Raw genomic sequence first — 26,825 nt, 5'->3', positions numbered from 1 at the left:
TCAGCGTAACCGCTGGACAGACCGGCTTCGGCACCGGTGGTGGCCTCCTCTGTCCGTTGTTCCATGGCGCCGTTGCGAATTCAGCGAACAACGACTGCTGAGGATGTTCGATTTCGCTCCGAACAGCGGGTTCGCGTCTCCCGCATTAACATGCGCCGCTTGCGTTTTCCGACGTCGCCGCGCTTTTTGCTACGAATTGCGAAGCCCGTCATCGGGATCCGTCGTGACTTCGCTGTGATGCTGCTAGGGTGGGCGAGTCGTCGGGTTCTGGGCGTGTCGGACTGCTCCGGTCGGTCGGTGATCGATTCGCTGGTCGCCTGCGCTGCGGGCACTGTGAGGTGAGCGGTGAGCCTCCGGTGGTGCTTGTCCGCGAGCGCCAGATACTCCGACGCGCAATGGATCCGATCAGGCGTCACACGATCGGTGTCGTTAGGAAAGACAAGACGGAGATCTGTGGTGGCAGGGTGCGGGTTCGGACGGGGACCTTAACGGGGGCGGTGCATCGGGGGGAGGCTCGGTCCCGTCAACGACGAGAGAACTGATGAATCTGGATATCGCCGTATTACTTCCATGGATCCTCGCCACGGTGCTTGTCGTCGCGGTCGTCTACACGATCGCCGCGCTGCGCCGGGAGCGCGCCAGAGCCGAGTCCCTACTGGAGGACCAGCGAAAGCGTGACGAGGCGCTGGAGCGTTTCGCCGGGCAGACCATGCCGGCGATCACCGACGCCGTCCGACGCTACGAGCAGCCGACAAGCACGATCGAAGTGCCGACGGGGCTGCAGAATTCGCGGCTGGCCCAGTGCCTGCAATGGATCGGCGATCGCTACGCCGACGACCTGCGCATGGTGCAGGCCGAGACGAGGGAACGGGCGGCGGCCGAGGCCGACGCGCACGCCAGACAGGCGATCCACGCCGCCGAGGAGGCGGTGCGCGCCGAGGTCGGCGCCGCCGCGCGCGACGCGACCAGCGGCGCGGTGCGCTCCTTCGGCACCTCCGTGGTCAGCCTCGGCGCCGACGTCAGCCAGGTGGTCAGCGCCGCGCTGCGCCAGCACCGCAACGACGACGTGTACGCCACGCTCACCCGGATCGACCACACCGTCCAGCAGATGATCCGCCAGGCGCAGTCCTACGTGATCGTGTGTGGCGGTCTGCCAGGCAGGCGCTGGCCCGCGCAGTCGCTCACCGACGTGGTCGGCGGCGCCACCGGCCGCGTGCGCGACTACCTGCGGGTGCGCACCACCCAGCTGGACCGCGTGGTCGTCAGCCGAGCGGTGGAACCGCTCGTGCACACCCTGGCCACCCTGCTCGACAACGCGCTGCGCTACTCGCCGCCGACCTCCTTCGTGGACGTCAGCTTCCAGGAGGGACACCACGGCGTCACCGTCATCATCGATGACGCGGGCGTGCGGATGAACGCCGAGCAGATGGAGGAGGCCAGGCAGGTGCTCGCCAACGAGCGCCCGGTCGACATCCACCAGCTCGGTCCGTCGCCGAAGGTCGGTTTCCCCGGTGTCGCCGCGCTCGCGCGTCGCTACGGGTTCACGGTCTACATCGACGGGCCCAACGCCTACGGAGGCATGCGCGCGATGGTGTACATCCCCGAGGCCCTGCTCGCCGCTCCGAGCGGAGGCGACAAGACGACAGCAGCCGCTCCGGCCGAGGCGCCCGCGCCTGCGCCCGAACCGGCGCCAGCGCCGCGCGCGGAGGAGCCGGAGGACACCGAGTTCACGGTGCACGAGATCACCGAGGGCGGCCTACCGAAGCGGCGGCGCCGCGCGGTGGCGCCCGCGATCGGCACGCGCGCAAGGACTTCCGGCGACCCCGCGCCAGCGAGGCCGGAGATCGCCGCCGCATGGCACACCGGTTCCAAGAGCGGCCGCGCCGCCGCCGCCGAACACACGGAAGGGATGACATCTTGATGGGCACACCGACTACCGCCGTGGCCGACAGCAGCAACAAGCTCGGCTGGCTACTCGAGGATCTCAGCATTCCAGGCGTCCGGTTCGCGGTCCTGCTGTCCGATGACGGGCTGCGCATCGCGCACTCGAAGGGCATCGCCCGCGACGACGCCGAACGTTTCGCCGCGGCCGCCTCCGGTTTGCGGTCCCTTGGCAAGGCGCTCGGCGAGTTCTGCGGCGGACCGGAAACCGGCCTGCGCCAGAACATGACCGAATACGACGACGGGATGATCTTCATCACCGCCGCGGGCGAGGGCGCCCTGCTCGGCGTCTCCACCACGGCGGACATCGACGTCAGCCTCATCGCGCACCGGATGAACGAACTGGCCGGGCGCGTCGGGCACGAACTCGGCAGCCAGTCGCGGCAGAGGACAGACAGCAGCCTGTCATGACCAGGTCCCGCCGCGACCCCGACCTGGTTCGGGCTTATGTGCGCACCGGCGGGCGTTCGCGTCCCACGCGCGAACTGGATCTGGTCACGCTCGTCGTCGCGGCGCTGGCCCCGGCGCCCGGCGCGAGCCCGGACGCACGCCGCGTGATGAACCTGTGCAGCGGGCGCGGCGTGCTGTCCATCGCCGAGATCGCCGCCTACCTGGACCTGCCGCCGTCCGTGGTGAAGATCGTCGTAGCCGATCTCATGGACGGCGGCCAGTTGACCACGCCAACCCCGGCCGAGAACCTGCCGGAGATAGCCCTTTTGGAGGAGGTACTGAATGGGCTCCGCGCTCTCTCGGCCTGAGCGAGTCGTCGACTATGTGCCGGAGACCGTGACCCGATCGGTCAAATTGCTGGTGGCGGGCAATTTCGGTGTCGGCAAGACGACCTTCGTCAGCAGCGTCTCGGAGATCAAGCCGTTGCGCACCGAGGAGACCATCACCGAGGCGAGTATCGGTGTCGACGACATGGCCGGTCTGCCCGGCAAGACGCAGACCACCGTCGCGATGGACTTCGGTCGTATCACGCTGAATCCGCAACTGGCGCTATACCTTTTCGGTACACCCGGGCAGCAGCGCTTCGTGCCGCTGTGGGAGGAGTTGGCCCGCGGCGCGCTCGGCGCCCTTGTACTGGTCGACACCCGGCGCATCGAGAAGGCCGACGAAGTCCTCTCGGTGCTCGAGGAACGCGGCGTGCCGTATTCGGTGGCGGTCAATCAGTTCGAGGGCGCCAAGCAGTACCCCCTCGACGAGGTCCGCGACGCGTTGGACCTCGCCGAGGGCACACCACTGACCACGCTGGACGCGCGGCATCGAGGCACGTGTCTGCAATCGCTCATCACGCTCGTCGAATTCCTGTTCCACCGTCTGGAGTCCCGACTTTGACAATGCCTCAGCACGCGGCGGCCGCCGGTGTCTGCCCCGTCCCGCACGGCTCGCCGATCGACACCGACGGCCCGAGGGTGCCGCTGTACACCGAGGAGTTCGCCGCCGACCCGCACGGCGCCTACCGGCAGATGCGTCGCAAGTACGGCTCGCTCGCGCCGGTCGAGCTGGCGCCCGGCATCCCAGCGACCCTGGTGATCGGGTACCACACCGCGCTGCGAATCCTCAACGATCCCGAGCACTTTCCGGCCGACCCGCGCGCCTGGCAGCAGAACGTGCCCGGCGAATGCCCGATCCTGCCGATGCTGGAATGGCGCCCCAACGCGCTGCGCAGCGCCGGTCTCGAGCACACGCGCTACCGGCAGGCCAACCTCGCCGCGGTCTCCGGCGTCGATCTGCACGCCATGCACGCCACGATCGAGAAGGTCGCCGTCCCGCTGATCAACGCCTTCTGCGCCGACGGCGCGGCGGACCTGATCAGCCAGTACGCCTTCCCGCTCGCGTTCGCCGTGCTCAACGAGATGCTCGGCTGCCCAGCCGATATCGGCCAGCAGGTGGCCACCGGCATGGCCGCCATCTTCGAGGGCGTGAACGCGGACAAGGGGAACGCGATGCTCACCGACGCCCTGCTCGAGCTGACCACCCGCAAACGCAAGGAGCCCGGCGACGACATCGTCTCCCGGCTGATCGGCCACCCGGTCGGGCTCGACGACGTGGAGATGATCCACCAGCTGGTCACCCTGTACGGCGCGGGCATCGAGCCGGAGCAGAACCTGATCGTCAACACGCTGCTGCTCATGCTCACCGACGACCGGTTCGCCGGAAACCTGTTGGGCGGCAGCCTCTCCACCCGCGACGCGCTGGACGAGGTGTTGTTCACCGACCCGCCGATGGCCAACTACTGCGTCTCGTATCCGAAGCAGCCCATCCTGATCGACAACACCTGGCTGCCCGCGCACCAGCCGGTGGTCATCGGCATGTCGGCGTGCAACAACGATCCGGCGATCGACGCGGGCGACTACACCGACAACCGTTCGCATCTGGCGTGGAGCACGGGTCCGCACGCGTGCCCGGCGAAGTCGGCGGCCTACCTGATCGCGCAGGACGCGATCGACCAGCTGCTCGACGCGCTACCCGAAATACGACTAGCGGTGCCGGTCGATCAATTGGCTTGGCGGCCGGGGCCTTTCCATCGCGCTCTGGTGTCCCTTCCGGTCACCTTCCCGAAATCCCCGCCGCTGAATCTGTATTAAGGAGAGTGCCCCGATGGACAGTCAGCCCCTTGTCCTCGATCCGACCGGCGCCGATATCCAGGGTGAGTCCGCGCGTATCCGCGAGCGCGGGCCGGTCGTGCTCGTCGAGTTGCCTGGCGGTGTGCGGGCGTGGTCGGTGACCGATGCCGAACTGTTGAAGAAGCTGCTCGTCGACCCTCGGGTGTCCAAGGACGCGAGCCAGCACTGGCCCGCGTTCATCAACGGCGAGATCCCGCAGGACTGGCCGCTGTTCCTCTGGGTCGCGGTGAACAACATGTTCACCGCCTACGGCGTCGACCACCGGCGGCTACGCAAACTGGTTGCGCCCGCGTTCACCCATCGCCGCACCGAGGCCATGCGCGCGCGGATCGAGGCCATCACCGCGGCACTGCTCGACGAACTCGCCGCGGCTCCGGCGGGTGAACCCGTCGACCTGCGCGACGGTTTCGCGTATCCGCTGCCGATCCAGGTGATCTCGGAGCTGATGGGTGTGCCGGATTCGCTGAACGCCGGACTGCGCACCTGCGTGGACGGCATCTTCGACACCTCGCTCACTCCCGAGCAGTCGCAGGCCAACTACATGGAGATGTACCGGATCCTCGGTGAACTCGTCGCCTACCGGCGCGAGCACCCTGGCGACGACATGACCAGCCTGCTCATCTCGCACCGCGACGAGGAGGACGGCGCCCAGCTCACCGAGCAGGAGCTGATCGACACGCTGCTGCTCGTCATCAGCGCGGGCCACGAGACCACGGTGAACCTGCTCGACCAGGCGATCTACGCGCTGCTGACCCGGCCCGAGCAGCGCGCCGAGGTGGTCGAGGAGCGGGCCGCCTGGAGCGATCTGATCGAGGAGGCGCTGCGGTTCGAGGCTCCGGTCGCGCACCTCCCGCTGCGTTTCGCTGTCGACGACATCGAACTCGATGGTGCGCGCATCGCCAAGGGCGAGCCGATCCTGGCGTCCTACGTGGCGACCAACCGGGATGCGAAGCTGCACGGCGACACCGCCGACGAGTTCGACGTGCACCGCGCGAACAAGGAGCACCTCGCCTTCGGCTACGGCGCGCACCACTGCCTCGGCGCTCCGCTGGCCCGCATGGAGGCCGCCGTCTCGCTGCCCGCGATCTTCGCGCGGTTCCCGAAGATGGAACTGGCCGTCGAGCCGGGAGAGCTGGGCTCGGTGCCCAGCTTCATCTCCAACGGCCACCGCCGCCTTCCGGTGCATCTGAACCCGTAACCGGTTGGGGGAGGGCCGCTTCGGTGCGCCCTCCCCGCGTTCAGAGCTGGGTGGTGAGGCCCGTGATCAGCGCGAGTGCGGGCAGCGTCCCCTGGATCAGGGCGGCTTTGACGAAACGCCGGTCGTTCGCCACCAGGACGCCGGCGGCGGCGATCATCGAACCGCAACCGATCAGCAGCAGCGCCCAGCCCGCCTGGGGGAGCGTGGGCAGCAGCAGCGCGCCGATCAACGTGCCGATCGCGAGGAACAGGTTGTACCAGCCCTGGTTGAAGGCCCATGGCTGGACGGCCGTGAGATCCTCGCGCTCGACGTGGAACGTCCCCGCGTACACCTTCGGCTCGGCGAATCGCAGCGACTCGAGCACGAAGATGTAGCCGTGCAGCAGCGCCGAGAGCACGGCGAGTATCTGGACGACGGTGAGCAACTGCCCCTCCTCGGTGGGCGCCGATGCGGCGACGCGATGTACCGGACGAATTCGAGCCTTGCTTCCAGCACCGTAGCGTCGGTGTGGCGGACGGCATACCGACGCGCCGTCGCGCCACGCGGGCGGTTCACGCTTCGCCCGGTTCGTTCCAGTTGTAGGTGAGTTCGGCGGCCCGCGACCAGCGGCGGTACTCCCGGTCCCGCCGCTGCTCGGGCATGGTCGGCAGCCACCGGCTCGCGGTGCGGCGGTTGCGGCGCAGACCCGTCATATCGGGCCACAATCCAACGGCGAGGCCCGCGGCGTATGCCGCGCCGAGGGACACCGTCTCGGAGAACAGCGGCCGCTCCACCGGCACCCCCAGCGCGTCCGAGATCTGTTGCATCAGCAGGTTGTTCGAGGTCATGCCGCCGTCGACGCGCAGTTCGGTCAGCGCGTAGCCGGTGTCGGCGTTCATCGCGTCGACCACCTCCCTGGTCTGCCACGCGGTCGCCTCGAGCACCGCGCGGGCCAGATGCCCTTTGGTGATGTAGGAGGTGAGCCCCGCGATCACGCCGCGCGCCTCGGCGCGCCAGCGCGGCGCGAACAAGCCGGAGAACGCGGGCACCACGTAGCAGCCGCCGTTGTCCTCGACAGTGCTTGCGAGCGTTTCGATCTCGGGCGCGGCGTCGATCAGACCGAGCCGGTCGCGCAGCCACTGCACCAGCGTCCCGGTGGCGGCCATCGACCCTTCCAGCGCGTAGCGAGCGGGCTCGCCGTCGATCTGGAACGCCACTGTGGTGAGCAGCCCGTGGGTGGAGCGCACCGGTGTGGTCCCGGTGTTGGTGAGCAGGAAACTGCCGGTGCCGTAGGTGCATTTGGCCTCGCCCGCGGCGAAACAGGTCTGGCCGAACAGCGCCGCCTGCTGGTCGCCGAGCGCGGCCGCGATCGGGATGCCCGCCGCGGTGTGGCCGTAGACCTCGGCGTTGGAACGGATCTCGGGCAGCATCGCGCGCGGAATGCCGAAGAAGTCGAGCAGCCGGTCGTCCCAGTCCAGGGTGGCGAGATTCATCAACATGGTGCGCCCGGCGTTGGTGACGTCGGTGACGTGCACGCCGCCGCGCGGGCCGCCGGTGAGGTTCCAGATCAGCCAGCTGTCCATCGTGCCGAACAGCACCGCACCGTTTTCGGCGCGCTCGCGCAGCCGCTCGTCGCGGTCGAGCAGCCACCGGATGCGCGGCGCCGCGAAGTAACTCAGCAGCGGCAGTCCGCAGCGCTGGACCACCTCCTCGGCCTCGGGTCGCCGGGCGAGCCTGCCGACGAGTTCTTCGGTGCGGGTGTCCTGCCAGACGATCGCGTTGCCTACGGGCAAGCCGGTCTCCCTGTCCCACAGCACCGTCGTCTCGCGCTGGTTGGCGATGCCGATCGCCACCACCTGGTCGGCGGCGACGCCCGCCTTGGCGATCACCCGGTCGACCAGCGCCGCCACGTGTCGGCGGATCTCCGCGGCGTCGTGCTCGACCCGTCCCGCGGCGGGGTACAGCTGCCGGTGCTCGCGCTGGGCGATCGAAACCAGTTGTCCCGCCGCGTCGTACAGGATGGAGCGGCTGGAGGTGGTGCCCTGGTCGATGGCCATCACGTAGCGGCCGCGGCCGCGATCGGCGCTCATAGCCGCACCCGCGGCCGGTCGGCGGCCAGATCTCGGGAAATGGCTGCCGCGGTGGCGCGCACCAGTTCGATGAGCTTGGGACGGACGCCGGGATCGGTCACCCGGTCGACGGCGCCGACCACGCCGAGCGCGCCGACCACCCGTCCGCCCGCGTCGCGCAGCGGCGCCGCCACCGACGCCCGCTCGAACGCGAACTCGGCGACGTCCTCGGCGTGGCCCTGCGCGCGCACCCGCGCGATCTCGGCGTGCACGGCGCGCGGGGCGGTCACCGTGCGCCGGGTGTAGGCGGACAGCGGCGCGCTCGCCACCCGTTCGGTCAAACCCGGTGTGTAGGCGAGCAGCACTTTGCCGAGCGCGGTCGCGTGCAAGGGCAACTCGATGCCGACCCGCAGCGTCTGTTCGGTGCCGTCGGGCCGGAACACGTGGTGCACGATCGACACACCTTCCCCGCGCAGCGCCCCGATCCGCACCGACTCGCCGGACCGCGCGGCGAGGGTGTCGGCCCAGTTCATCGCGTAGGAGCGAAGCACGTTGGTGTCGAGCCCGGCGTCGGCGAGCCCGAGGGCCGCGGCGCCGATCAGGTACTTGCCGGTGGCGTCGTCCTGCTCGATGTAGCCGACGCGCTGCAAGGTGCGCAGCAGACCGTGCGCCGTGGCCTTCGGCAGGCCGAGCGCGCCGGCGAGTTCGCCGACGCCGACGCCGAAGGGCGCCTCGGCGACCACCCGCAGGATCGCGGCGGCCCGTTCGATCGACTGAATTGGTCCCGGCACGGACTCGACTGTACTGCGGAAACGCGAAACGTTCGACATTGTCGAACGGGCACCGTTGTCGCCACATCGGTGGCTGCCTACCTTCGGCATGGCGTACCGGCCGCCGCGCGCGCCGGACAACCCAACAACGGAGAGACGCATGCTTGACCTCATCGGTGCGGTCGATCAGGGCACCACGAGCACCCGCTTCATGGTCTTCGACCACGCGGGCGCGGTCGTCGCCCGGCACCAGCTCGAACACGAGCAGATCCTGCCGCGGCCCGGCTGGGTCGAGCACAATCCGGTCGAGATCTGGGAACGCACGTCGGCCGTCATCCAGACGGCGCTGAACTCGCACGGCCTGCGCGCCGCGGACCTGGCCGCGATCGGCGTGACCAATCAGCGCGAGACCACCGTGGTCTGGGACCGCCGCACCGGACGGCCGTACCACAACGCGATCGTCTGGCAGGACACGCGCACCGACCGGATCGCCGCCGAGCTGGAATCCCGTGCGGGCGAACTGATCCGGCACCGCACCGGGTTGCCGCCCGCCACCTATTTCGCGGGCGGCAAGATCCGCTGGCTGCTGGAGAACGTCGACGGTCTGCGCGCGGCGGCCGAGCGCGGCGAGGCCCTTTTCGGCACCATCGACACCTGGCTGCTGTGGAACCTCACCGGCGGTGTGCGCGGCGGCGTACACGTCACCGACGTGACCAACGCCAGCCGCACCATGCTGATGGACCTGGAAACCCTGGACTGGGACGACGAACTGCTTGCGCTGTTCGACATTCCGCGCGCCATGCTGCCGTCCATCCGGCCGTCGTCGGATCCCGCGGGTTACGGCCGGACCACCGCGCAGGGGCCGCTGGCGGGCGAGGTCCCGGTGGCCGCGGCGGTCGGCGACCAGCAGGCGGCCATGATCGGGCAGGTGTGCCTGTCCGCGGGCGAGGCAAAGAACACCTACGGCACCGGCAACTTCCTGCTGCTCAACACCGGGGGCACGCCAGTTCGGTCGAAGAACGGGCTGCTCACCACCGTCTGTTACCAATTCGCCGGACAGGACCCGGTCTACGCGCTGGAGGGCTCGATCGCGGTCACCGGCTCGGCGGTGCAGTGGCTGCGCGACCAGCTCGGCATCATCCAGGGCGCCTCGCAGAGCGAGACATTGGCGGGCGAGGTCGCCGACAACGGCGGGGTGTATTTCGTCCCGGCGTTCTCCGGCCTGTTCGCGCCGCACTGGCGCTCCGACGCGCGCGGCGCGATCGTCGGGCTGACCAGATACGCCACCAACGCCCACATCGCCCGCGCCACCCTCGAGGCGATCTGTTACCAGACCCGCGATGTCGCCGACGCGATGTTCAAGGACTCCGGCGTCGCGCTGGAGGTGCTGAAGGTGGACGGGGGAGTCACCGCCAACAACCTCTGCATGCAGATCCAAGCCGACGTGCTCGGCGTGCCGGTGAGCCGCCCGGTGGTGTCGGAGACGACCGCGCTCGGCGCCGCCTATGCCGCGGGCTTGGCGGTCGGATTCTGGGGCGGCACCGAGGAACTGCGCAAGAACTGGCGCGAATCCGCGCGCTGGCGACCGGAATGGACCGAGCCGCAGCGGGCCGCCGGATACGAGGGCTGGCGCAAGGCCATCGGCCGCACCCTCGACTGGGCGCCCGCGCACTGAGCCGCCCGCCCACCCAGACCACATGCGCACGCGCGCAACACGATTCGAACAGAAGGAGACCGACATGGTCGACCGTTCTCTCACCGCCCCCGTCGCGCTCGGCCCGGCGGAACGCACCCGCGCCCTGGACGCCATGGCGAGCACCGAACTGGACGTGCTCGTCATCGGCGCGGGTGTGGTCGGCGCGGGCGCCGCGCTCGACGCGGTCACCCGCGGACTCAGCGTTGGGCTCGTCGAGGCCCGCGACTACGCCTCCGGCACCTCGAGCCGGTCGTCGAAGCTGGTCCACGGCGGCCTGCGCTACCTCAAGCAGCTCAACTTCGCCCTGGTCTTCGAGGCGCTGCGGGAGCGTTCGCTGATCCTGGAAACCCTCGCGCCGCACCTGGCCAAGCCCGTCGAGTTCGTCTACCCGCTGGAGCGTCCCGGTCTGGACCGGGCCTGGGTCGGCGCCGGCGTCGGCGTGTACGACGTGCTCGGCGCGGGACGCGGTGTGCCGCAGCACCATCGGCACCTGGGCAGGCGGTCCACGCTGGCGCGTTTCCCCGGCGCCAAGCGCGGAACCGTGCGCGGCGGCGTGAGCTTCTACGAGGGTCAGCTCGACGACGCGCGCCACACGATGATGCTGGCGCGCACGGCCGCGAGCCACGGCGCGCTGGTCGCCTCCAGCGCCAGGGTCGTCGACTTCCTGCGCGAGGACGGCCGGATCGTCGGCGCGCTGGTGCACGACCTGGAGAGCGGTCGGCACATCCCGGTCCGGGCCAAGCGCACCGTCAACGCGGCCGGGCCGTGGACCGACGAGATCCAGGACATGCTCGGCGGGGCGAGCGACTTCCGTATCCGCACCTCCAAGGGCGTGCACATCGTCGTCCCGCGCGACCGCATCGACTCCGAGACCGGCCTGATCACCGAGACCGAGAAGAGCCTGCTGTTCGTGATCCCGTGCCCGTGGAGCGACGACCACTGGGTCATCGGCACCACCGACACCGACTGGGACCACGATCTGGCCCACCCCGCCGCCACCCGCGCCGACATCGATTACATTCTCGCCCAAGTGAATCGGCTGCTGGAGAAGCCCATCGGACACGACGACATCGTCGGCGTCTACGCCGGGCTGCGGCCGCTGCTGGCGGGCGCCTCCGAGCAGACCAGCGCGCTCTCGCGCGAGCACACCGTGGCGACGCCGGTGCCGGGCCTGGTGATCGTCGCGGGCGGCAAGTACACCACCTACCGGGTGATGGCCAAGGACGCCATCGATGCGGCCGTCGCGGATCTGCCCGGGCGCATCGCCCGGTCGTGCACCGAGCGGGTGCCGCTGGTCGGCGCGCACGGGTACCGCGAGCTGTCGCTGTCCCGCGCTCGCCTCGCCGACGAGTTCGGCGTCGACCTGGCCACCGTCGAGCACCTGCTCGGCCGCTACGGCAGCGCCGTCGGCGAACTGCGCGAACTCATCCTCGCGCAGCCGGAACTCGGTGCGCCGCTGGGCAATTCCCGCTACCTGCGGGCCGAGATCGTCTATGCCGTTACGCACGAGGGCGCGCTGCACCTCGACGACGTCCTCACCCGCCGCACCCGGCTTTCGGTGGAGACCGGTGATCGCGGTGTGCTGGTCGCGGCCGAGGTCGCGCGCCTGGTCGCCCCGTACCTCGGCTGGGACGAGGAGCGGATCGAGCGCGAGATCGAGACCTACCGGGTGCGCGTCGAGGCCGAACTGCGCGCCAACGAGCAGCCCGACGACAGGGCCGCCGACGTGGTGCGGCTCAGCGCGCCCGACTCGCGCGGGATCGCGGGCGCGCCGGAGGCGGACCGGGTATCGGTCTAAGTCTCAGTGCACCGGCGTCTGCGGGCGTAGGTGCTCGAAGATCAGGATCGTCTCCGTCGAGGACACCGCGGGATTCGCGCTCAGGTGCTCCAGCACGAAACCGCGCAGCTCGTCGGTGTTCTCGGTGGCGACATGGATCAGGTAGTCGTCGGCGCCCGCGATGAAGTACACGTTGAGCACCTCCGCGAGCGCCGCGAGCCGCCTGCCGAACTCGGCGAGGTGCTTGCGCGAATTCCCGTGCAGCCGTACGGCGATCATCGCCTGCAAGCCCCGGCCGAGCGCGGACGGGTCGATGTCGGCGTGGAAGCCGCGGATCACGCCGCGCTCCACCAAGGCCCGCACCCGCCCGAGGCAGGTCGACGGCGCGATACCGGCCGCGGCGGCCAGCGCGTTGTTGGTCATGCGGCCGTCGCGCGCCAGCTCGTCGAGCAGGACGCGGTCGATGTCGTCGAGGGGGACCGGCGTGCGGCTGCGGCGCGGCGGGGCCTGAGGTGGCGGAATTGGTGAATCTTTCCTGGTCACCGGCTCACGGTAGCGAATCCGATTCGATTCGAAAGTATTCATCCGAATAATCCTCGAAGCCCCGCCGCGCTGGTCACTCGCGCGCCGAGCCGACGGCGTCGGGCGTGCCTGGCGCGGTCTGCTGGAGTTTGGAGTGCGTGCGCGAGTACCCGAGGTAGATCACCAGACCCACCACCAGCCAGGTTCCGAAGCGCGCCCAGGTCTCCCACGGCAGCGACAGGATCAGCCACACCGAGAACACGACGCCGACGATCGGCACGACCGGCATGAACGGCAGCCGGAACGTGCGCGGCACCTCGGGCCGGGTGTAGCGGAACACCAGCACCGCCACGCAGACCACCACGAACGCACTCAGGATGCCGATATTGGTCAGCTCGGCGACCAGGTTGATCGGCAGCAGTCCCGCGAGGATCGCCGACCCGATGCCGACGATCCACGTCACGCGGGTCGGCACCTTGCGCTCCGGATGGGTCTTGGCGAACCACTCGGGCAGCAGGCCGTCGCGGCTCATCGAATACCAGACCCTGGTCACGCCGAGCATGAAGGTGAGCACCACGGTGATGATGCCGACGATGGCGCCGACCGCGATGATGTTGGCGATGCCTGGCATGCCGACGGCCTCGAAGGCACTGGAAAAGCCGCTCTCCGGGTCGATTTCGGTGTACTTCTGCATGCCGGTGAGCACCAGGGTCGCCAGCACGTACAGCACCATCGCGATGGCCAGCGAGTACAGGATCGCCTTGGGCAGGTGCTTCTTGCCGTCGACCGACTCCTCGGCCGCCGTGCTCATCGCGTCGTAGCCGAACACGGCGAAGAACACCGTGGCCGCGCCCGTCATCACCGCGCCGGTGCCGTACGGGAAGTACGGGGTGTAGTTCGAGCTGTCGATCTGGAATACGCCGAGCACGATGATCAGCAGGACCAGGGCGACCTTGATACCGACGGCGACCGTCTCGAACCGGCCGACGCTGCGGATACCGCGCGAGAGCACCCACGCCGTGCCGAGGCAGAAGACCATCGCGAACACGTCGACGACGTGACCGTCGCCGGTGCCGGAGGCGCCGAGCATCCAGTCGGGCAGCGTGATGCCCACCTGGTCGAGCAGGAACCCGAAGTACCCGGAGACGCCGATCGCGACGACCGCCGCGACGGCGATGTACTCCAGCAGCAGATCCCATCCGATGAACCAGCCGACGAACTCGCCGAGCGAGACGTAGCCGTAGGTGTAGGCCGATCCCGCCTTGGGCACCATGCCGGCGAACTCCGCGTAGCACAGCGCGGCCGCAGCGCTGGCCAGGCCCGCCACCAGGAAGGACAGCAACACGGCAGGACCGGTGGTCTTGTTGGCGACGCTGCCCGCGAGGGTGAAGATGCCCGCGCCGATGATGCCGCCGACGCCGATCGCGGTGAGTTGCCATACGCCGAGGTGTTTGGCCAACCGTTCGTCGGTGGGCGTCTCGTCCTCGACTTCGACGAGGGGTTTGCGGCGCAACATCTGGTGGCGCAACTCCGCGAGGGACATGCGGCTTCCTTTCTCCGCTGCATTGCGGTGCGCCCGGGTCGCGGGACGCGCGGTAACGCAGATCACACTGGTGGCAGTCAGCTAATCGGACCACGAATCCGGTGTGATCGGTGAGTTGGATAAATAATGTTCCGCCCGGGTTGTCCGACTGGACAACGCCGGGCGGTCGGAACGTGGTCAGCGCCGGTTGGCCTGCGCCAGGGCGCGCAGGAAGAACACCAGGTTGGCGGGCCGTTCGGCGAGCCTGCGCATGAAGTAGCCGTACCACTGGTCGCCGTAGGGCAGATAGACCCGCACCCGATGGCGGTCCGCGGCGAGGCGGCGCTGTTCGGCGTCGCGGATGCCGTAGAGCATCTGGAACTCGAACTCGTCCGCCTTGCGGTCGACCTGGTCGGCGTAGCGCTTGGCCGCCTCGATCATCGCCGGGTCGTGGGTGGCGACCATCGGATAGCCGGCGCCGTCCATCAGGATGCGCAGGCACCGCAGGTAGGCGGCGTCCACCTCGGCGGCCGACTGGTAGGCCACCGACTCCGGCTCCCGGTACGCGCCCTTGCACAACCGGATGCGGGACCCGGGGCCGGCGAACTCGCGGCAGTCGGCCTCGGTGCGCCGCAGGTAGGCCTGGAGCACGGTGCCGGTGCCGGGGAAGTCCCCCCGTAGATCCCGCACGATCGACAGCGTCGAGTCGGTGGTGGTGTGGTCCTCGGCGTCGACGGTGACCGCGACCCCCGCCTCGCGCGCGGCGGCACAGATCTCGCGGGCGTTGTCGAGTGCGATCCGGTGTCCGTCGCGCGGCAGGGATTGGCCGAGCGCCGAGAGTTTCAGCGAAACCTCCAGCGGGCCGACGATTCCCGGCTCGGCGGCATCGGGCAGTTGGCCGAGCGCCGTGAGCAGTGCGCGATAGTGCGCCACGGTGTCTCGTGCCCGGGCGAGGTCGGTGGTGTCCTCGCCGAGGTAGTCGATGGTGACGAAGCGTCCCGAACTCCGCAACGCCGTGGTGGCGGCGATGGCCTGCGGCTCGGTAGAGCCCGCGACGAAGCGGTCGACCAGCGAGCGGGTGGCGCGCATCCGCGTGACGCCGCGCTCGAGCCTCGGGGAGCGGGCCGCCGCGAGCAGGGCGGGCCGCAGCAGTCCGGCGGGCATCACCGCACCTCCGTCTCGGCATCGGAGGTGTGGGCGGCCGCGGCCTGGTGCGGATAACGGTGATCGGTGGGCGGCACGAAGGTCTCCTTGATGGTGCGCGGCGAGACCCAGCGCAGCAGGTTCTGCGGGGAACCCGCCTTGTCGTTGGTGCCAGACAGGCGGGACCCGCCGAACGGCTGCTGCCCGACCACGGCGCCGGTCGGTTTGTCGTTGACGTAGAAGTTGCCCGCGGCGAAGCGCAGCCGGTCGGTGGCCGCCGCCACGGCGGCACGGTCGTCGGCGACGATCGAGCCGGTGAGTCCGTAAGCCGCGCCGCGGTCGACGAGTTCCATCGCGGCGTCGAAGGATCCGGGCGACGCGTCGTCGTAGACGTGCACCGCAAGGATCGGACCGAAGTACTCGGTGCGGAACGCCTCGTCGGTGGGGTCGTCGCCGAGCAGCACGGTCGGGTCGACGAAATAACCGACGCTGTCGTCGGTGCGGCCGCCCGCCGCGATGGTCAGGCCCGGCGTCGCCTTCGCCCTGGCGATGGCGTCGGCGTTCTTGGTGAAGGCGCGGCGATCGATGAGCGCGCCGCCGAAGTTGCCGAAATCGGTGACGTCGCCGTAGGTCAGCGCGTTCGCCTTGTCGACGAGGTCGGCGCCCATCTTCGCCCACACCGATTTCGGGATGAACGCGCGCGAGGCGGCCGAGCACTTCTGGCCCTGGTAGTCGAACGCCCCGCGGAGCAGCGCCGTGGTGAGCACGTCCGGGTCGGCGGAGCTGTGCGCGAGCACGAAGTCCTTGCCGCCGGTTTCGCCGACCAGCCGCGGATAGCCTTGGTAGCGATCGAGATTCGTCGCCACGGTGCGCCACAGGTGGCGGAAGGTCGCGGTGGATCCGGTGAAATGCACACCGGCCAGGCGCGGGTCGGCCAGCGCCACGTCCGAGACCTCCGGGCCCGCCCCGTGCACCAGATTGATCACGCCGGGCGGCAGTCCCGCGGCCTCCAGCAGCTTCATCGTCCAGTACGCGGCCACCGCCTGGGTCGGCGCGGGCTTCCACAGCACCGTGTTGCCCATCAGCGCGGGCGCGGTCGGCAGGTTGCCCGCGATGGCGGTGAAGTTGAACGGGGTGATCGCGTAGACGAAGCCCTCCAACGGCCGGTACTCCAGCCGATTCCACACGCCCGGCGTGGAGATCGGCTGCTCGGCCAGGATCTGGCGCGCGAAATGCACGTTGAACCGCCAGAAGTCGACCAGTTCGCACGGCGCGTCGATCTCGGCTTGGTACGCGGTTTTGGATTGACCGAGCATCGTTGCCGCGGAAAGGGTTTCGCGCCACGGCCCGGCGAGCAGATCGGCGGCGCGCAGGAACACCGCGGCCCGGTCCTCGAACGACAGCGCGCGCCACCCCGGTGCGGCCGCGGCGGCGGCCTCGATGGCGTCCTGCACGTCGCGAGCCTCCGCGAAGGTGAGGGTGCCGAGCACCGCGGCGTGCCGGTGCGGCTGCACCACCTCGACGCCCGGTCCGGCCGTGCGGCGATGCTTGCCGCCGATGACGTGGTGTACCTCGGTCGGCGTCGTGGCGAGCTCGGTCAGCTGGGCGCGCAGCCGCTCCCGTTCGGGTGTGCCGGGGGCGAAGCTGCCGACGGGTTCGTTGACGGGCGTGGGTGTGGTCGCGATGGCGTCCATGGTTCCTCCTGCCTGGTCGGTGCTGGTCAGCGCAGTCAACTCCGCGAAAGCCCCGCGCCGGATCGGCCGATGGGACAAAGATGGGGTGCAGTTGTTGTCCGGTCGGCCGAAGCCGATCGGGCGGGAAGGTGTGAGCGTGGTCACCGAGGAACCGAACCGTCCGGCGGGCGTTCCGCTGCGCGAACTGCTCGACGCGCTCGACAGCACCGTCACCGATCCGGTCGAGGCGCCCGACGGTGACGCGGTCGCCATCCGGTCAGTGGCGCTGCTGGACGGTGACGACCTCGGCGAGTCGCCGTCGGTTCCGGCGGACGTGTCGTTGCTGGTCGGCGTGCCGGAGTCCGCGGTGCTGGCGTGGCTGGACGAGTTGGCCGGCCGCCCGCCAGAGCGGCGTCCGCGCGCGGTGCTGCTCAAGTCGACCGTGGTGTCGGCCGCGGTGCGCGCGGCCGCTCGCCGCGCGCGGGTCGCCGTGGTCGTCGTCGACCGCAGGGCCCGCTGGGACACGGTGCTCGCGCTGGTGCGCCGCGTCCTCGGCCGCGCGGGCCGCGGCGGACCGGCCGAGGAACCGTTGACCACCGACACCGACCTGTTCGGGTTGGCCCAGATCGTCGCGCAGAACGCTGGCGGCATGGTCTCCATCGAGGACGCGCACTCGCACGTGCTCGCCTATTCTGCCTCCGACGAATCGGCCGACGAGCTGCGCATCCTGTCCATCCTCGGCCGCGAGGGACCGCGCGACTACCTGCGGGTGCTCCAGGAGTGGGGCGTGTTCGACCGGCTGCGCCGCGGCGACGAGGTGATCGACCTGCCCGCCCGCACGGAGCTGAACATCAAGCGGCGCTTGGTCGTCGGCATCCACGCCACGGCCGCCGACGGCCGGTCGCGCACGCTCGGCTCGATCTGGTTGCAGCAGGGCGACAAGCCGTTCAAACCGGATGCGGCCGAAGTGCTGCGCGGCGCGGCCGCCGTCGCCGCGCGCATCATCTCGCGAGCCTTGGACGCGCCGTCGACCGAAACCCTGTTGCTGCACCGGCTTTTCGGTGCGCACGGTGAGGGCGTCGATATTCCGTCGGTGGCGGGCGCGCTGCGCATTCCCGTCCGCGGTCCGGCGGCCGTCGTCGGGTTCGCGTTGAACGCGCCCGCGGGCGCGGAGCATTCGGAGATCGGCAGTGTGATCCGGTTGCACGCGAGCTCGTTTCGGTCCGACTCGATCGCGACCGTGCTCGGCGACCGCGTCTACGTGCTGCTGCCCGGGTATCGGTCCGCCCCGTCGGTCACCGCGTGGACCCGGCAACTGGTCGACCAGCTGGAGACCAGACGCGGCGCGATCCTGCGCGCGGCCATCGCCATTCCCGTCGCCGACCTCACCCAGGTAGCCGCCGCGCGCGCCGAGGTCGACCGGGTGCTGGACAGCACCGCGACCACCTTTCCACGCGACCGGGTGACCACCCTCGCCGAATCCCGCACCGCCGTCCTGCTCGGGGAGATCCTCGATCTGCTCGCGACCCGGACCGAACTGCACGACCCCCGTTTGCAGGCGCTGTTCGACTACGACCGCGACCACGGTGTCCAACTCGGCGAGAGCGTCGAGGGCTACCTGCGCGAACACGGCGACGTGCGGCGCGCGGCCGCGACCCTGCGGGTACACCCGAACACGCTGCGCTACCGGCTGCGCCGCGCCGAAGCCATCACCGGCATCGGCTTGGCCGACCCCGCCAACCGCCTCCTATTGGAACTCCAACTCGCCCTGCATCGCCGCACGAGCCCGGCATGACTTTCGGCCGGACGGCTCGGTGGCACTTCTGAAGTCGACCGACTCCACCGCTGCGCCGAGCGTGTCCGGTGGTTCGGCGCGGCGCAGCGGGCATGGGAGTTGTCAGCGGGGCCTGCGCGGATGTAGTCCCGCCGCCGTCGCGGCCTCGGCCAGCACCTGCTCGAGCATCGCGGGGGTCAACCGTCCGGTGAAGGTGTTCTGCTGGCTGACGTGGTAGCAGCCGAACAACTCCAGTTCCGCGCGCCCGTCCACGGCGGGCGCCAGTGTGAGGTGCACGCCGTGCCCGAACTTCGGTCGCGGTCGCGGCACCACCCAGCCCGCTTCGGCGAGCGCGGGCAGCGCGGCCTGCCAGCCGAAGGCGCCGAGCACCACGACCGAGCGCACGGTCGGGGCGAGCAGTCCTAATTCGATGTCGAGCCAGCCGCGACACCGATCGCGTTCGTCGGGCGCCGGTTTGTTGTCCGGCGGCGCGCAGTGCACGGGCGCGGTGACGCGGGCGCCGAGCAGCTCGAGACCGTCGCCGCGGCGCACCGAGGTCGGCTGATTCGCGAGGCCCACGGCGTGCATCGCGGCGTAGAGCACGTCACCGCTGCGGTCGCCGGTGAACATGCGCCCTGTCCGGTTGCCGCCGTGCGCGGCGGGCGCGAGGCCGATGATCAGCAGCCTGGCGTCGGGCGGCCCGAAGCCGGGAACCGGACGGCCCCAATAGGTTTCGTCGCGGAACGCGGCGCGCTTCTCGCGCGCGACCAGTTCCCGCCATGCCACGAGGCGCGGGCAGGCGAAGCAATCGGCGACGGAGGCGTCGAGTTCGGCGAGGGTGCGGCACATGGGTACCACTCGATCACGACCGTCGCCCGGCCGCGGCGGAACCGGGCCGGTGCCGGAGGACATGCCTTGCACGATAGGACGGGGAAGTGTCGGTAGCGGCTGGTTAGCCAGTCTCGAGTTGATCACGAACCGAGCGGTTGCCACCCCGTGTGAAACGGCGGTACGTTGCGATGGAGCGGGAGGTCGTCCTCCCGTGGTCGCACCGGCGTCGGAGACGCGATGTGAACGAGCGTGAACCGTGAACAGTTCCGGTGCCGTCTCGTGCGGCACCGTCCGTGATCGGAGTTGGCGCGCAGCGTGCGCCGCGACGCAGTGAGGTGGACATGACCGAGGGTTGGCCGAGTTCGATCAGTTCCTTCGACGACATCTTCCAGCGTTTCTTCGGTTCGGGGATGATGTCGCAACCCCCCGTGCGGCATCTGCTGTACGCGGCCACCGAGTCGGAACCGGGACGCAGCATCATCGCCGAGCTCGGCCACGATCCCGACAAGGTTGCCAACCAGATGCGGGACGCCGCCGACACCGGTGAACCCGCCGAGGACGCCGACGAGCAGGTGACCTCGAGCCCCGGCGCGAAGCTCGCCCTGCGCGCCGCCCAGCGCCGCGCGGCCGACGCGGGCAGCAGCTACATCGGACCCGAACACATCCTGCTCGGCATCGCCTCCGTCAGCGACAGCCCGGCGGCCCGCGTGCTGCTGTCCGGCCCGAAGACCGCCACCGCGGGACGGCCCGCGAAGAGCGAGACCCCGACGCTGGACGAGTACGGCCGCGACGTGACCGCCGAAGCGCGCGCGGGCAACCTGGACCCGGTGGTCGGTCGCGCCGAGGAGATCGAGCAGACGGTGGAGATCCTGTTTCGGCGGCGCAAGAACCACCCGGTGCTGATCGGTGATCCCGGCGTCGGCAAGACCGCGATCGAGCACCGGGGCAAGCAAACCGTCGAAGCCGGAGTCTGAGCGGTGCCGAGGAACCTGCGGTACGATCGCGACGCCTGTCCGGAAGTGTGCGGGGAGGCGGTGGAAACCGCTGGGGGAGTGGGATATTGGGTGAACACGAGCGGGTGGTGGCGCACGTGAATTCCCGCGAGGACCTGCTGCGCCGGATCAGGGACGCGCTGGTCGAGCTACCCGATGACGAACGGGTCGTTCCGGTACCCCGCGCCGGCGCCCGCCAGGGATCCGGCGCCGAGCCCGGCGATCTCGCCGCGCTGATCGACCTGTTCGCCGAGCGGTTGGAACGCCACGGCGCCCGGTTGCATCGGATCACCGCGGCGGACATCCCGGATCAGGTGCGCGCCGCGCTGCGCGAGCACGGTGCGCGCTCGGTCATCGCGCCCGACGGACTGCCCGCCGAATGGCTGGCCGGATGGGCCGAGGAGGAAGGCCACCGCATCGTCGCCGACAGTCCGCTGGCGACGACCGGCGAGATGGAGCAGGTCGACGCGGTGGTCACCACCTGCGCGGCCGCGGCCGCCGATTCCGGCATCCTCGTGCTCGACGGCGGCGAGGGTCAGAGTCGCCGCCCCGCCACGCTGGCGCCCGACTGTCACGTCTGCGTGGTGCGGGCCGACCAGCTCCTGCCCTCGCTGCCCGAGGTGATGGACCGGCTCGATCCGCGCCGTTCGACCATCCTGGTCGGCGGCCCGTCGGCCACCGCCGACGCGGCGACGCCCGGCGTGCACGGCCCGCGCCGGTTGGTCGTGCTCCTCGTGCGGTGAACCGAGACGCATCGGAAGGACACGATCATGGGTGAATTCCGGACCAAGCGGATCTACGACGACCCCAGCGACGACGATGGCCGCCGGGTGCTGGTCGACCGGCTGTGGCCGCGCGGCATCAGCAAGGATCGCGCTCGAATCGACCTGTGGGACAAGGAGATCACGCCCTCGAACGACCTGCGCTCCTGGTTCCATCACGACTCCGCCGCCGATTTCACCGAGTTCGCCAGGCGCTACGAGGCCGAGTTGTCGGGCGACGCGCAGCGGCGGGGCCTTCGCGAACTGCGCGAGCTCGCCTCAGAGCATCCCGTCACCCTGGTGACCGCGGCGAAGGACCCCGAGCACAGCCACGTCGCGGTGCTGCTCGACCACCTGCGCGGTGACTGACGACCCCGCCGGGTCAGCCCAGCTCCGCCGTGCCGATGACTTCGTCGCCTCGCACATGCGGCCGCGCGCCGAGCCCGGTGTCGATGAGCTGCCGTGCCGCGATGTTGTCCGGCGTGGTCACGGCGGTGATGCGACGGGCTCCGGATCGGGTGGCGAGCGCGCGCAATTCGGCGGCGACGCGACGGCCGATGCCGCGCCCGCGGTGCGAACGGCCGATCCACACGCCTGCCTCCACCTCGTCGCCGCGCGGTTCGAGCCGGGCCGCGCCGACGACCCGTCCCTCGACCGTGATGACGAAGGTCCGCTCGTTCGGGCAGGTGGGATGCAGCGCGCGGTCGCGGTGAAACGCCAGGAACGCCTCCTTGCGCACCGCGGTCCAACCCGGCGGTCCGGCCACCGGCGCCATGACCTCGAGCGGGTCGGCGTCGGTCACCGCCGCGTCGAGCAGCAGCGGAAGGCTCTGCTCGCTCAGTTCGATCAGCTCGACGGCCGGTTCGGCGTGCCTGCGCAGGAGGGCGTCGGCGCGTTCGAGATGGATCGGCGACCAGAACGCGGCCCAGTCGGCGTCCTGGCCGAGGGCGCGACGGATGGCAAGCACCCGGTCGATGAGAACGACCAGATCGGCGAGAGCCCGTTCGCTCTCCTCGCGATTCACGAAACCCATATGGATGGCGGAGTCGCGCACCGTGACGATCCGCCCGAGCAGCGCCTCGGGCAAGTGGATGTCCGCGGGCGTCACCCGGTTCAGCACCTGGGCGGCCTCGAGCCCGCCGAGCGTCCACAGGTCCGGCAGCGGCCGTTCCGGATCCTCCGGCCGCCCGGCCAGCGTCAACGTCGTCTCGAGACCCGCCATCTGCCCGCGGACGAGGTGGATATCGATTCCGGCGAGAACGGACTTGAGCAGCGACTCGGCGCACGCGCCGATCGAGACGGCCTGGTCGATCAGCGCGAGCGGTTCGTGGGATCCGGTGCAGGACAGCGCGCGGCGCGCGTGCGCACGCGCGAGCTCCTCGAGCGCGACGGGCAGCCGATCGTAGTCGACGGCGCCGAATGCGGTGGGCCACTGGCGAAGTGCTGCCATGCGAGTTAGATTGCCACACCGCGACCGCGGCGGCCCGCGCTTTGTCGGCGCGAGATTCGGCGCGACCCCGGCGCCCTCGGTGCCGCGGTCAGGCGGAGCCGTCCTGCGCGGTGATCCCCAGCAGCACCGACTGCACCTCGCGCAGCCGGTCCACGTCGTTGCGGATGCCCGCCGCGGTGTCGGTGTAGAGGAAGGCCTCGCCGATCCGAACGAGTGTGTAGGCCAACAGCTCTCGCTCCAGCGGCGGACGATAGCCGTCCTCTTCCTCGACGCGGGCGATGAGTTCGGCGACGGCCGCGACCGCGCGCGGCTGGACCGGTCCGTCGCTGGCGGTCAGGATGCGCAGGCCCGAGATCGGTTCGTTCTCGAAGTAGCGCCGGAAGGGCTCGTTCACCGCCTCCCAGCGCGCGACGCGGTCGAGCACGTCGAGAATGCGTGCCGCGCCGCGCGACCGTCGTCTCGCGTCGGCGCGGGCGATCATCTGCTCGTACTCCTGCACCAGCATCGCGCCGAGCAAGCCGTCCCGCGAGCCGAACCAGCGGTAGATGGAGGCGCGGCTGAGCCCGAGCTCGGCGGCGATCGCCTGCACGTCGACGCGCTCACCGGCCAGGAAGGCGCGGCGGGTGAGTTCGATGACCTGTTCGCGGGTGGCCGAAGCCGGGCGTCCGGGGGAGCGAGTGGCGGCGGGTCGCGGGGGAGTGGTCACCGGGTGAATCGTACAGCCGATCGAACGGTCGGCCGCACCCATTGGAGACGTTGTGGCTGAGATGTATTTTATGGGTGTCCCTCCAAACGGACCATTCGACAGTCAGGAGAACTATGAGCGCCCCGACTTCCCGCACGGCCATCGTCACCGGTTCCGCTCGCGGCATCGGCGCCGCCACGGCCCGCAGGCTAGCCGCCGACGGCTTCGCGGTCGCTGTCCTAGACCTGGACGAGGCCGCGTGCAAGCCCGTCGTCGAGGAGATCGAGGCGGCGGGCGGCAAGGCGCTCGCGGTGGGCGTCGACGTCTCCGACGAGCAGTCCGCGGGCGCCGCGGTGCAGCGGGTCGCCGACGAGCTCGGCGCGCCGACGGTGCTGGTGAACAACGCGGGCATCACCCGCGACAACCTGCTGTTCAAGATGAGCGTCGCCGACTGGGATTCGGTGATGAACGTGCACCTGCGCGGGTCGTTCCTGATGAGCCGCGCCACCCAGAAGTACATGACCGAGGCCAAGTGGGGCCGCATCGTCAACCTGTCGAGCACCTCCGCGCTCGGCAACCGCGGCCAGGCCAACTACTCGGCGGCGAAGGCGGGCCTGCAGGGCTTCACCAAGACGCTGGCCATCGAGCTCGGCAAGTTCGGCGTCACGGTCAACGCCATCGCCCCCGGTTTCATCGAGACCGACATGACCGCCGCCACCGCCGAGCGGATCGGCGTGACCTTCGAGCAGTTCACCGAGGCGGCCGCCAAGCAGATCCCGGTCGGGCGCACCGGCAAGCCGGAGGACATCGCCAACACGGTCTCCTTCCTGGTCGGCGAGGGCGCCGGATTCGTCTCCGGGCAGGTCATCTACGTGGCCGGCGGCCCGACCGACTGAGCGAAGGGATCGATGATGAAGGTCTTTCACGGCATCGCCGAACTCGCCGAAGCGGTGGGTACCCATCTCGGCTACAGCGAGTGGCACACCATCACCCAGGAACAGGTGAACTTGTTCGCCGACGCCACCGGTGATCACCAGTGGATCCACACCGACCCCGAGCGGGCCGCGGCGGGTCCGTTCGGCGCGACCATCGCGCACGGTTATCTGACGCTGTCGCTGCTGCCGATGCTCGTCGGCCAGATCTACCGGGTGGACGGGCTGAAGATGGGCATCAACTACGGCGCCGAGAAGGTTCGGTTTCCCGCCGCCGTCCCGGTCGGCAGCCGGGTGCGCGCGGGCGTCGAACTGCTCGGCACGAAGGCGATCGCCGCGGGCACGCAGGTGAGCGCGCGGGTCACCATCGAGATCGAGGGCGGCGCGAAACCCGCGTGCGTCGCCGAATCGCTGTCGGTGCTGGTGGAGTGAGGTCCCCGCGCCGCCGGGCGCTCACCGTCGGAATTCCTCGACGGGGATGAACTCGGCGGCGCGGTCGCCCGCTTCGTTGCGGTACCACACTTCTCTGCGGTCGCGCTGAAACCGGTCGGCGAGGTCGTCCATGCCGGGAACGGTGCGGCGCAGCGTCTCCAGCCCGAAGATCACCGGTGTGCGCAGGATCGGGTAGAGGATCCACGGAAAGCGCCGTGGCATGGCGTGCGCGGCGTAGGTGGCGGGCGGCAGCCAGAAACCGGTGAAGCCGATCTGCGCGCGGTAGTTGAGCTCGTCACGGATTCGCTTGCGCCACGGCGTTTCCGGCTTCGGGCGGAAGGCGGGAAGATAGGACTCGACGAGTTCGGCTCCATCGGCGCCCGCCGTGTGCGCCCGCTTGACGAAGGCGGCGAACATCAGCTGCGCTCCGGTCCGCAGGTCGGTCGGGTACCAGTCCGGCTGCACGCCGAGCAAGTGTCCGACGTAGCGCCAGAAGTGCATGGTGGCTTCGATTTCCGCGCGCGTGGTCTGGAAACCCGCGCTCCACAGCGCGAGTCCGGGAACCACGCTGCCCGCCATCAGGGTGAGCGTGGCGTCGCCGACGCTGATCGGCACACCCCACGCCGCGCGCTGCCACTCCGGCCTGCTCAGCAGCTTGCGCCGGATGAACACGTGCATGATCCGCACCCGCATGGCGGTCTGCCGTCCGCGCGCCCCATGCTCGAGACCGCCGGGCTCGGACACATCGATCCAGAAGCGCACGGTCTCCAGCTGGCGTTTGTGCGCGCGCTGTCCCGCGTAGCCGCCCGTGTAGGACAGCGGTTTGGCGATCGAGCTCTCCGAGTACATCTCCAGCGTGCTTGTCGTGGCGAAGCTGAACACCGAGGTGCCCCACCGGCGAAACACCCGCGCGCCCCGTTCGACCAGCTCGCGGTCCAGCCATGGCGGCGGCGTCTCGAACTCCTCGAACAGCCGCAGCAGCGACTCCGGCGCGTCCCGCACCGCGTCGACGCCGTGCGTGAGGGCTCGGTCGAGCATGGCTCGCCCCGCTTTCGGGCCCGGTTCGCCGAGATAGACCTCGTCGACGAACGCCTCGGCCACCGGGTCGGCCTCGAAGTAGGCCGCCGCGAAGGAACGAACCAGGTCGTCCGCCGGTTGCGGATCGAATCGCAAGGTGCGCTTCATGATTCGGCGGATCCGCTGGATCGACGGATCCTCGACGCGCTGCCAGTAGCGGAATTCGGTCGGGGCGGTTTCGTCCGTGGTGTCGGTAGCCATAGCGAAACATTAAAGTGAGTGGATGCTCACCTTCTACTCGCTTTCGCGGCAGGTCCGTCGATGACCGGGAATACCGCGCTCAACCGGCGAAAAGCGCCCAAGCAGTCGCGCGCGAGGGAGTCGCGGGAACGAATCCTGACCGCCGCCGCTCAGCTTTTCGCCGAGCGCGGCATCGCGGACACCTCCACCAATCGCATCGCCGCCCACGCGGGCATGAGCATCGGGTCGCTGTACCGGTACTTCGCCGACAAGGACGAGATCGTCGGCGTGCTGCGCGATCGGCTGCTCGCCGAACTCGAGGAGCGCTTCGCCGAGACGGTGCTGGCCGGAATGACGCTGTCCACGCGCGAGTCGGTCGCGGCCAGCCTGCGAGCGATCGTCGACGTGGTGTCGGCGCGGCAGGGGCTGGTGCGCGCGCTCTCGGCGACCGCCGCCGTGCCCGGATTCGGGTTGCTCGGGCTCGAACGCAGGCTGCTCGTCCTCACCCGGGCCTATCTGCTGCACCGGCTCGGCCCCTGTCCCGAGGACGAGCTGGACGCGAAGGCGCTGGTCATGGTGACCACCGGCCTCGCCGCCGCACTGCGCATCACCCTCGGGCCCGCGGCGACCGCCGATCGTGAACTGGTGATCACCGAAACCGCGACCATGATCGGCGGATGGCTCGAGCCGTCGGGTCGGTAGCGATACCATCGGAGGGGGTCGGCGTCCCGGAAGGGGTACAGGAATGAGCGAACGCAGTGAGCGAATCATGTGCCAGTGCGCCTCGCGCA

The 26,825-nt window shown here is 70.0% G+C and carries 26 protein-coding genes; 15 read left to right on the top strand and 11 right to left on the bottom strand.

Annotated elements, in window-relative coordinates; all coding sequences use genetic code 11:
• Positions 1–541: 541 nt before the first annotated feature.
• From NAM01S_RS03580 to NAM01S_RS03555, 6 genes are read left to right on the top strand one after another with little or no spacing between them, the layout of a single operon-like run.
• Positions 542–1,921 carry an ATP-binding protein gene (locus tag NAM01S_RS03580; RefSeq protein WP_067779177.1) on the top strand — a complete coding sequence of 460 codons (1,380 nt, stop codon included), beginning with the start codon at positions 542–544 and terminating at the stop codon, positions 1,919–1,921.
• Positions 1,921–2,352 carry a roadblock/LC7 domain-containing protein gene (locus NAM01S_RS03575; RefSeq protein WP_067779175.1) on the top strand — a complete coding sequence of 144 codons (432 nt, stop codon included), beginning with the start codon at positions 1,921–1,923 and terminating at the stop codon, positions 2,350–2,352. The genes NAM01S_RS03580 and NAM01S_RS03575 overlap by 1 nt, the downstream gene beginning before the upstream one ends.
• The gene (locus NAM01S_RS03570; protein ID WP_067779172.1) at positions 2,349–2,699 is read left to right on the top strand and encodes a DUF742 domain-containing protein; all 351 of its coding nucleotides are present in this window, start codon (positions 2,349–2,351) and stop codon (positions 2,697–2,699) included. The genes NAM01S_RS03575 and NAM01S_RS03570 overlap by 4 nt, the downstream gene beginning before the upstream one ends.
• Positions 2,674–3,279, top strand: coding sequence for a GTP-binding protein (locus NAM01S_RS03565; RefSeq protein ID WP_067779169.1), 606 nt, complete (start codon positions 2,674–2,676; stop codon positions 3,277–3,279). Before NAM01S_RS03570 ends, NAM01S_RS03565 begins: the two co-directional genes overlap by 26 nt.
• Before the next feature lie 2 nt (positions 3,280–3,281).
• The gene (locus NAM01S_RS03560) at positions 3,282–4,532 is read left to right on the top strand and encodes a cytochrome P450 (RefSeq protein WP_067779166.1); all 1,251 of its coding nucleotides are present in this window, start codon (positions 3,282–3,284) and stop codon (positions 4,530–4,532) included.
• Positions 4,533–4,545: 13 nt separating this feature from the next.
• Positions 4,546–5,769, top strand: a complete 1,224-nt coding sequence (locus tag NAM01S_RS03555) for a cytochrome P450 family protein (RefSeq protein ID WP_067779163.1) — start codon at positions 4,546–4,548, stop codon at positions 5,767–5,769.
• Positions 5,770–5,809: 40 nt separating this feature from the next.
• Here the strand turns inward: NAM01S_RS03555 and NAM01S_RS03550 are convergent, their stop codons facing one another.
• The 3 genes from NAM01S_RS03550 to NAM01S_RS03540 form a co-directional block, all read right to left on the bottom strand.
• A complete protein-coding gene (locus NAM01S_RS03550) occupies positions 5,810–6,193 on the bottom strand; it encodes a DUF1304 domain-containing protein (protein WP_067779160.1) in 384 nt (127 codons plus the stop codon).
• Between the two features lie 127 nt (positions 6,194–6,320).
• Positions 6,321–7,838: a glycerol kinase GlpK gene (glpK, locus tag NAM01S_RS03545; protein ID WP_067779157.1), complete on the bottom strand. Its 1,518-nt coding sequence runs from the start codon at positions 7,836–7,838 to the stop codon at positions 6,321–6,323.
• Complete coding sequence (locus NAM01S_RS03540; RefSeq protein WP_067779418.1) at positions 7,835–8,608, bottom strand: IclR family transcriptional regulator; 774 nt, start codon at positions 8,606–8,608, stop codon at positions 7,835–7,837. Before NAM01S_RS03540 ends, glpK (NAM01S_RS03545) begins: the two co-directional genes overlap by 4 nt.
• Before the next feature lie 139 nt (positions 8,609–8,747).
• Here NAM01S_RS03540 and glpK (NAM01S_RS03535) point away from each other — a divergent pair, with 139 nt between their 5' ends.
• A complete protein-coding gene (gene glpK, locus NAM01S_RS03535; protein WP_067779416.1) occupies positions 8,748–10,262 on the top strand; it encodes a glycerol kinase GlpK in 1,515 nt (504 codons plus the stop codon).
• Positions 10,263–10,326: 64 nt separating this feature from the next.
• Positions 10,327–12,081: a glycerol-3-phosphate dehydrogenase/oxidase gene (locus NAM01S_RS03530; protein WP_067779153.1), complete on the top strand. Its 1,755-nt coding sequence runs from the start codon at positions 10,327–10,329 to the stop codon at positions 12,079–12,081.
• Positions 12,082–12,084: 3 nt separating this feature from the next.
• Here the strand turns inward: NAM01S_RS03530 and NAM01S_RS03525 are convergent, their stop codons facing one another.
• The 4 genes from NAM01S_RS03525 to pruA all read right to left on the bottom strand — a co-directional run bounded on the left by NAM01S_RS03525 (position 12,085) and on the right by pruA (position 16,941).
• Positions 12,085–12,645 (bottom strand): Lrp/AsnC family transcriptional regulator, encoded by a 561-nt coding sequence (locus NAM01S_RS03525; RefSeq protein WP_084482380.1) that lies wholly within the window; start codon positions 12,643–12,645, stop codon positions 12,085–12,087.
• A gap of 31 nt (positions 12,646–12,676) precedes the next feature.
• Positions 12,677–14,125, bottom strand: coding sequence for an amino acid permease (locus tag NAM01S_RS03520; RefSeq protein ID WP_067779150.1), 1,449 nt, complete (start codon positions 14,123–14,125; stop codon positions 12,677–12,679).
• A gap of 177 nt (positions 14,126–14,302) precedes the next feature.
• Positions 14,303–15,268 (bottom strand): proline dehydrogenase family protein, encoded by a 966-nt coding sequence (locus NAM01S_RS03515; protein WP_067779147.1) that lies wholly within the window; start codon positions 15,266–15,268, stop codon positions 14,303–14,305.
• Positions 15,268–16,941: an L-glutamate gamma-semialdehyde dehydrogenase gene (gene pruA / locus NAM01S_RS03510; protein WP_067779144.1), complete on the bottom strand. Its 1,674-nt coding sequence runs from the start codon at positions 16,939–16,941 to the stop codon at positions 15,268–15,270. The genes NAM01S_RS03515 and pruA overlap by 1 nt, the downstream gene beginning before the upstream one ends.
• Before the next feature lie 136 nt (positions 16,942–17,077).
• Between pruA and NAM01S_RS03505 the strand changes: the two genes are divergently transcribed.
• Entirely contained in the window at positions 17,078–18,715 is a 1,638-nt protein-coding gene (locus NAM01S_RS03505; protein WP_253798158.1) for a PucR family transcriptional regulator, read from the top strand.
• 102 nt (positions 18,716–18,817) lie between these two features.
• Here the strand turns inward: NAM01S_RS03505 and NAM01S_RS03500 are convergent, their stop codons facing one another.
• Positions 18,818–19,543: a uracil-DNA glycosylase gene (locus tag NAM01S_RS03500; protein WP_067779405.1), complete on the bottom strand. Its 726-nt coding sequence runs from the start codon at positions 19,541–19,543 to the stop codon at positions 18,818–18,820.
• Positions 19,544–19,866: 323 nt separating this feature from the next.
• On the opposite strand from NAM01S_RS03500, the gene NAM01S_RS03495 reads away from it, so the two are divergent.
• The 3 genes from NAM01S_RS03495 to NAM01S_RS03485 all read left to right on the top strand — a co-directional run bounded on the left by NAM01S_RS03495 (position 19,867) and on the right by NAM01S_RS03485 (position 21,647).
• Positions 19,867–20,499, top strand: a complete 633-nt coding sequence (locus NAM01S_RS03495) for a Clp protease N-terminal domain-containing protein (RefSeq protein ID WP_084482396.1) — start codon at positions 19,867–19,869, stop codon at positions 20,497–20,499.
• 86 nt (positions 20,500–20,585) lie between these two features.
• On the top strand, positions 20,586–21,260 hold the full coding sequence (locus NAM01S_RS03490) for a LutC/YkgG family protein (RefSeq protein WP_067779138.1): 675 nt from the start codon (positions 20,586–20,588) through the stop codon (positions 21,258–21,260).
• A 27-nt stretch (positions 21,261–21,287) separates the two neighbouring features.
• Complete coding sequence (locus tag NAM01S_RS03485; protein WP_067779135.1) at positions 21,288–21,647, top strand: DUF488 domain-containing protein; 360 nt, start codon at positions 21,288–21,290, stop codon at positions 21,645–21,647.
• A 13-nt stretch (positions 21,648–21,660) separates the two neighbouring features.
• On the opposite strand, the gene NAM01S_RS36310 is transcribed toward NAM01S_RS03485, so the two are convergent.
• On the bottom strand, positions 21,661–22,728 hold the full coding sequence (locus tag NAM01S_RS36310) for a GNAT family N-acetyltransferase (protein WP_253798155.1): 1,068 nt from the start codon (positions 22,726–22,728) through the stop codon (positions 21,661–21,663).
• 88 nt (positions 22,729–22,816) lie between these two features.
• Positions 22,817–23,434, bottom strand: a complete 618-nt coding sequence (locus NAM01S_RS03475; RefSeq protein WP_067779132.1) for a TetR/AcrR family transcriptional regulator — start codon at positions 23,432–23,434, stop codon at positions 22,817–22,819.
• A 113-nt stretch (positions 23,435–23,547) separates the two neighbouring features.
• Here NAM01S_RS03475 and fabG point away from each other — a divergent pair, with 113 nt between their 5' ends.
• Complete coding sequence (gene fabG / locus NAM01S_RS03470) at positions 23,548–24,309, top strand: 3-oxoacyl-ACP reductase FabG (RefSeq protein WP_067779129.1); 762 nt, start codon at positions 23,548–23,550, stop codon at positions 24,307–24,309.
• Positions 24,310–24,324: 15 nt separating this feature from the next.
• Positions 24,325–24,777 carry a MaoC family dehydratase gene (locus NAM01S_RS03465; RefSeq protein ID WP_067779126.1) on the top strand — a complete coding sequence of 151 codons (453 nt, stop codon included), beginning with the start codon at positions 24,325–24,327 and terminating at the stop codon, positions 24,775–24,777.
• 21 nt (positions 24,778–24,798) lie between these two features.
• Here the strand turns inward: NAM01S_RS03465 and NAM01S_RS03460 are convergent, their stop codons facing one another.
• Positions 24,799–26,055 (bottom strand): oxygenase MpaB family protein, encoded by a 1,257-nt coding sequence (locus NAM01S_RS03460; protein ID WP_067779124.1) that lies wholly within the window; start codon positions 26,053–26,055, stop codon positions 24,799–24,801.
• A 60-nt stretch (positions 26,056–26,115) separates the two neighbouring features.
• Between NAM01S_RS03460 and NAM01S_RS03455 the strand changes: the two genes are divergently transcribed.
• On the top strand, positions 26,116–26,736 hold the full coding sequence (locus tag NAM01S_RS03455) for a TetR/AcrR family transcriptional regulator (RefSeq protein WP_067779121.1): 621 nt from the start codon (positions 26,116–26,118) through the stop codon (positions 26,734–26,736).
• Positions 26,737–26,825 lie beyond the last annotated feature (89 nt).

The sequence above is a fragment of the Nocardia amikacinitolerans NBRC 108937 genome (assembly GCF_001612615.1).
Taxonomy (GTDB): Bacteria; Actinomycetota; Actinomycetes; order Mycobacteriales; family Mycobacteriaceae; genus Nocardia; species Nocardia amikacinitolerans.
Note: the sequence above shows the minus strand (reverse complement) of the source record. Positions and strands in the feature narration are given on the sequence as shown.